This window comes from Sphingomonas sp. 66-10 (genome assembly GCF_001897045.1).
GTDB classification, from domain to species: Bacteria; Pseudomonadota; Alphaproteobacteria; order Sphingomonadales; family Sphingomonadaceae; genus Sphingomonas; species Sphingomonas lycopersici.
In genome coordinates this window covers 53,586-58,364 of record NZ_MKRR01000167.1, presented here as the reverse complement: position 1 = coordinate 58,364, position 4,779 = coordinate 53,586, and the positions used below count along the sequence as shown (strand labels likewise).

Sequence of the window (4,779 nt, the reverse complement as noted above, 5' to 3'; positions counted from 1 at the left end):
CCACCCAGTCGAAATCGCCCAGCCGCGCGCGCCATTGATCGGGCGTCAGCGTGCCGCCGCGCCCCGATCGGGTCACCCCGGTGACCTCGACGCCGAGCCCGCTGAGCCGCTCGCCGATCACGCGGCCGATCGCGCCCATCCCGATCACCAGCGCACGCGACCCGGTGACCTCGATCATCCCCGGCGCTTCGAGCAGCCATTCGTGGCGATCGGCGGCGCGGACGATATTGTCGAAGCGCTTGGCGGCGGTCAGCACCCCCATCACCGCATATTCGGCGACCGGGATCGCGTTGATGCCGGCACCGTTCGTCACCGTAACCTGCTGCGCGCGCAGGAAATCCAGCGGAAAGGCATCGAGCCCGGCGTAGATCGTCGAGACCCATTTGAGCTGCGGCCCGGCGGCGCGAATCGTTTCGGCGACCTTGGCGCTGTTCTCCATATCAACCCACGCGATGTCGGCCTCGGCGATCATCTCCTTCGCCTCTTGCGCGTGTTGCCACCAGTCGACGGAGAGGCCGGCGGGGAGGTGGGGCTCGACGAGCGGACGGGCGAGCGCTGGCAGAACGGCTTTCATCGCCACGACGATAGCGTCGCGATCGTGCCGCGCCTATCGTTACGATCGTGAGGAAAGTTCATATCGTCGCAGCGACGCTGCTGCTCGCCCCAATCACCCCCGCGATCGCCGCGGCTCCCACCGGGCTATCGGTCGAAAGTCTTGAGGTTCTGCGCAGTTACGATCAGCGCCTGGCAACGATCGGCTGGCGGCTGGCGACCGCCAATGCCGCGTTATGCGACGCGCGCGCGCCGGCGACCGGGGCGGTGCTCCACGCGATCACGCAATATGAGGTGGTGACCGAGGCCGCGGCTCGGCGCGCCTTCGACTTCGCGACACCGGTAGCGATCGAGGCGGTGGTCGCCGAATCGCCCGCCGCGCGCGCGGGGCTCCGCGCCAATGACGCGGTGGCGGCGATCGATGGCCACCCGCTCACAGCGACCGCCAAGCCGCCGTCGGTGGTCGATCGCGATGCCGCGCTGGCGGCGATCGCGCGCGGCGGGGAGACGGTGCGCTTCACGATCGTCCGCGACCGCGAGCGGCGCGACGTGTCGGTCGCGGCGACGCCGGGCTGCGCCGCGACCTTCGAGGTGGTGCTCGGCCCGGAGATGACCGCGCAATCGAACGGCCGCGTGGTGCAGATCGGGGTCCGCTTCCTCGAGCGCTACCGCGACGAGGAGGTGGCGGTGGTCGCGGCGCACGAGCTGGCGCATATCGTGCTCAGGCATCGCGCGCGGCTCGAGGCGGCGGGGGTGAAGGGGGGGCTGTTCGGCGAGCTTGGCCGCAATGCGCGCCTTTCACAGCGTGCGGAGGAGGAAGCGGACCGGCTGGGCGTTCATCTGCTCTACAATGCGGGTTATGATCCGGCGGTGGCGGCGCGTTTCTGGCGGGCGCACGGCGGGGAGATCGACGGCGGCTTTTTCCGCAGCCGTACCCATCCGGCGACAAAGTTGCGCGTCGCGGCGATCGAGGCGGAGGCGGCGACTCTGGCTGCCGCGCCGCCGCGCCCGTCGATCCCGGCGCTCGTCGCCCAGCGCGATCAGCCGATGAAATAGGGGAGAGCTCATGACGAAACGAACAGCGGCGTGCAGTTGCGGACAGCTCCATCTGGCGTGCAACGGGGAGCCGGTGCGCATCTCGATCTGCCATTGCCTCGAATGCCAGAAGCGGACCGGCAGCATCTTCGGCGCGCAGGCGCGCTATCCGCGCGAACAGGTGACGATCGAGGGAGATTCGTCGCAATGGACGCGGCGTGGCGATAGCGGCGAATCGGCGACGTTTCATTTCTGCCCGACCTGCGGCGCGACGGTCTATTGGGAGCCCAACGCCATGCCGGGGTTCGTCTCGGTTGCGGTGGGCGCGTTCGCCGACCCCGCTTTTCCGCCGCCCTATGTCTCGGTCTATGAGGAACGGGTCCACCCTTGGGCGCTTGCACTGGGCGAGCTGCCGCTGGAGCGTCATTTCTAGAGCATCGAGCGCAAAATATGATCCGTTCGCCCGGAGCCTGTCGAAGGGCGTCCAACCTATCGGGCGACACGACGCCCTTCGACAAGCTCAGGGCGAACGGGGAGAGGCGATCCTGACGCTCAAGGGAAGCGAGGCATTTGCCGCCCGATTACGATTTCGCGCCCCGCGGATCGCGAACGACGACCTCGACGATGATATCGTCGCGCTGCAGGAGCCTGGCCTCTTTTTCCCAGAAACCATAGGCCTTGCCCTGGCGATACAGGCTCAGTCCGCGTCCGCTGGTCGCGAGTTCGTCGATGCTGCGACCGATTTCATCGTCGACGATCGCCCGCTCGCGAAGCTGGACGCGCCCGTCGATCCCGGCGAGATCGGCGATATAATCGGCGACATGCTCGCCCTGCGCCGATCCGGCGAGCAGCAGGCCGGTGAAGCTGACCGGATTGATGACATTGGTCGCACCGGCCTGCCGCGCGAGCAGCTCATTGTCCTGCGAGCGGATGACCACGCTGATCGGGACCTGCGGCGCCAGATGGCGCACCGTCAGCACGATCAGGATCGTCGTGTCGTCGCGCCCCGCCGATACCAGCACCGACCGTGCCCGTTCCACGCGGATGTCGAGCAACGTGTCGTCGTTCGACGCATCGCCCTCCAGCACGTTACAGCCCATCTGTTCGGCGGCGTCGACGCGGTGGCGCGCGCCGTCGACGACGACGATCTGCGCCGGATCGCTGCCGCGCGCGATCAGCTCGCGCACTGCTTCGCTGCCGCTGACGCCGAAGCCCAGGACGACGATATGGTCGGTAAGCTTTGCCTGAATGCGGGCCATGCGCCATTTTTCCCATGTCTGCTTGAGCACGAAGCGATAGGCGGTGCCGATGAAGATGAAGAGGACCGCGATGCGGATCGGGGTCACGATCACCGCCTCGATCAGGCGCGCACGATCGGACACCGGCGTGATGTCGCCGAAGCCCGTCGTCGTCACCGAAATCATCGTAAAATAGACGACATCGAGGAAGCTGATCTGGCCGTCGTGGCTGTCATGCAGCCCGGCCCGGTCGGACCAATGGACGAGCACGACGATCCCGACCAGCAGGAACGCCACGCCGAGCCGCAGGAGGACATCGAGCCAGATCGGCCATCGGTTGGCCCGGCGCAACGGCGCGCCGCGGCGGAGGCGCTGGTGCCTTGAGGTCTGGCGACTGCTCATCGCGACGTCGCTATCCGATCTTCACCCCGCCGAAAATGCGACGTGACAGATTTTGACGGGATGACCGTGCTTTAAACCGTCACCCGCCAGTCCCATGCCAGCGCATCGCCGTCCATCACCTCGACCCCGGCGGCGATCAGCTCGTCGCGGATCGCGTCGGAACGGGCGAAGTCCTTCGCCGCGCGCGCCTCGCGGCGTTCGGCGAGGCGCGCCGCGATGCCGGCCTCGTCGATCGTCGCGCTGGCCGGTCGCACGCGCAAATCCTCGCGGCGGAGGCGCGACAGATCGAGCCCGAGCAGGGCGTCGAAATCGGCCAGCGCGAGCAGCCGCTCCTGCGGCGCGATCTTGCGCTCGGCGAGCATCGCATCGAGCACCGGCAGCGCCTTCGGGGTGTTGAGATCGTCCGACAGCGCGGCGTCGAGCTGTTCGCGATACATCGCCGCCGATTGCGCCGACGGGGCGGGCGGGCGCGCGCGCAGCCCCTCGACCGCCTGGACCAGCCGCTTCAACCGCACCTGCGCCGCGGCGAGATTCTCCCACGAGAATTCGAGCTCGCTGCGATAATGCGCCTGCAGGCACAGCATCCGATAGGCGAGCGGGTGGAAGCCGCGATCGACCAGCGCCGCCAGCGTGAGGAACTCGCCCGAGGATTTGCTCATCTTCCCCGCGCGTTCGACGAGGAAGTTATTGTGCATCCACAAAGTCGCGCCGGTATCGGCGCAGCCGCAATGCGCCTGGTTCTGCGCGATCTCGTTGGGGTGGTGGATCTCGCGGTGGTCGATCCCGCCGGTGTGGATGTCGAATTTCTCGCCGAGATATTTCTTGCTCATCACCGAGCATTCGAGATGCCAGCCCGGCGCGCCGCGGCCCCAGGGCGAATCCCATTCCATCTGGCGGTTCTCGCCCGGCGGGGAGGTGCGCCAGATCGCGAAGTCCTGCGCGTGGCGCTTACCGGCGACGGGGTCGATCCGGCTTTCGCCCTCATCGTCGCGCGCGCGGGCGAGCCGGCCGTAATCGGGGACGGTCGAGACGTCGAAATAGAGCCCGCTGTCGAGCTGATAGCAATGCTTGGCCTCGATCGACCGCGCGAAATCGATCATCTCGGCGATATGATCGGTGGCGAGCGGGAAGCGGCTGGGATCGCCGATGTTGAGGTCTTTGAGGTTCTGCTTGAACGCCTGCGTATAATGCGCGGCGATCGCCCAGATATCCTGGCCCGATTTCTTCGCCGCCGCTTCCATCTTGTCGTCGCCGGCGTCGGCGTCCGAGGTCAGATGGCCGACATCGGTGATGTTGATGATATGGGTGAGGTCATAGCCCTTCCACCGCAAGGCGCGTGCCAGCGTGTCGGTGAACACATAAGCGCGCAGATTGCCGACATGGGCGTAATTATAGACCGTCGGCCCGCACGAATAGACGCCGACCTTGGGGGCCGCGAGCGGCGCGAAGGTTTCCAGCTCGCGGGTGAGGCTGTTGTAAAGGACGAGAGGGGCGCCGTGCATATCTGCGCTCCTACGGGTCAAACCGGGCCGGGGCAACGCCGGGATCACCC

5 protein-coding genes are annotated in these 4,779 nt (G+C 67.2%); 2 read left to right on the top strand and 3 right to left on the bottom strand.

Features of this window, described 5'->3' with window-relative positions; translation table 11 throughout:
- Positions 1–574 (bottom strand): NAD(P)-dependent oxidoreductase (locus tag BGN95_RS26375; protein ID WP_353744752.1); only part of this gene is annotated, 574 nt, incomplete at its 3' end.
- Positions 575–621: 47 nt separating this feature from the next.
- Here BGN95_RS26375 and BGN95_RS26370 point away from each other — a divergent pair.
- Positions 622–1,608 (top strand): M48 family metallopeptidase, encoded by a 987-nt coding sequence (locus BGN95_RS26370; RefSeq protein WP_286774541.1) that lies wholly within the window; start codon positions 622–624, stop codon positions 1,606–1,608.
- Between the two features lie 10 nt (positions 1,609–1,618).
- Positions 1,619–2,020 carry a GFA family protein gene (locus BGN95_RS26365; RefSeq protein ID WP_286774540.1) on the top strand — a complete coding sequence of 134 codons (402 nt, stop codon included), beginning with the start codon at positions 1,619–1,621 and terminating at the stop codon, positions 2,018–2,020.
- A 148-nt stretch (positions 2,021–2,168) separates the two neighbouring features.
- On the opposite strand, the gene BGN95_RS26360 is transcribed toward BGN95_RS26365, so the two are convergent.
- Positions 2,169–3,227 (bottom strand): potassium channel family protein, encoded by a 1,059-nt coding sequence (locus BGN95_RS26360; RefSeq protein ID WP_286774539.1) that lies wholly within the window; start codon positions 3,225–3,227, stop codon positions 2,169–2,171.
- Between the two features lie 71 nt (positions 3,228–3,298).
- The gene (cysS, locus tag BGN95_RS26355; RefSeq protein ID WP_286774538.1) at positions 3,299–4,729 is read right to left on the bottom strand and encodes a cysteine--tRNA ligase; all 1,431 of its coding nucleotides are present in this window, start codon (positions 4,727–4,729) and stop codon (positions 3,299–3,301) included.
- Positions 4,730–4,779 lie beyond the last annotated feature (50 nt).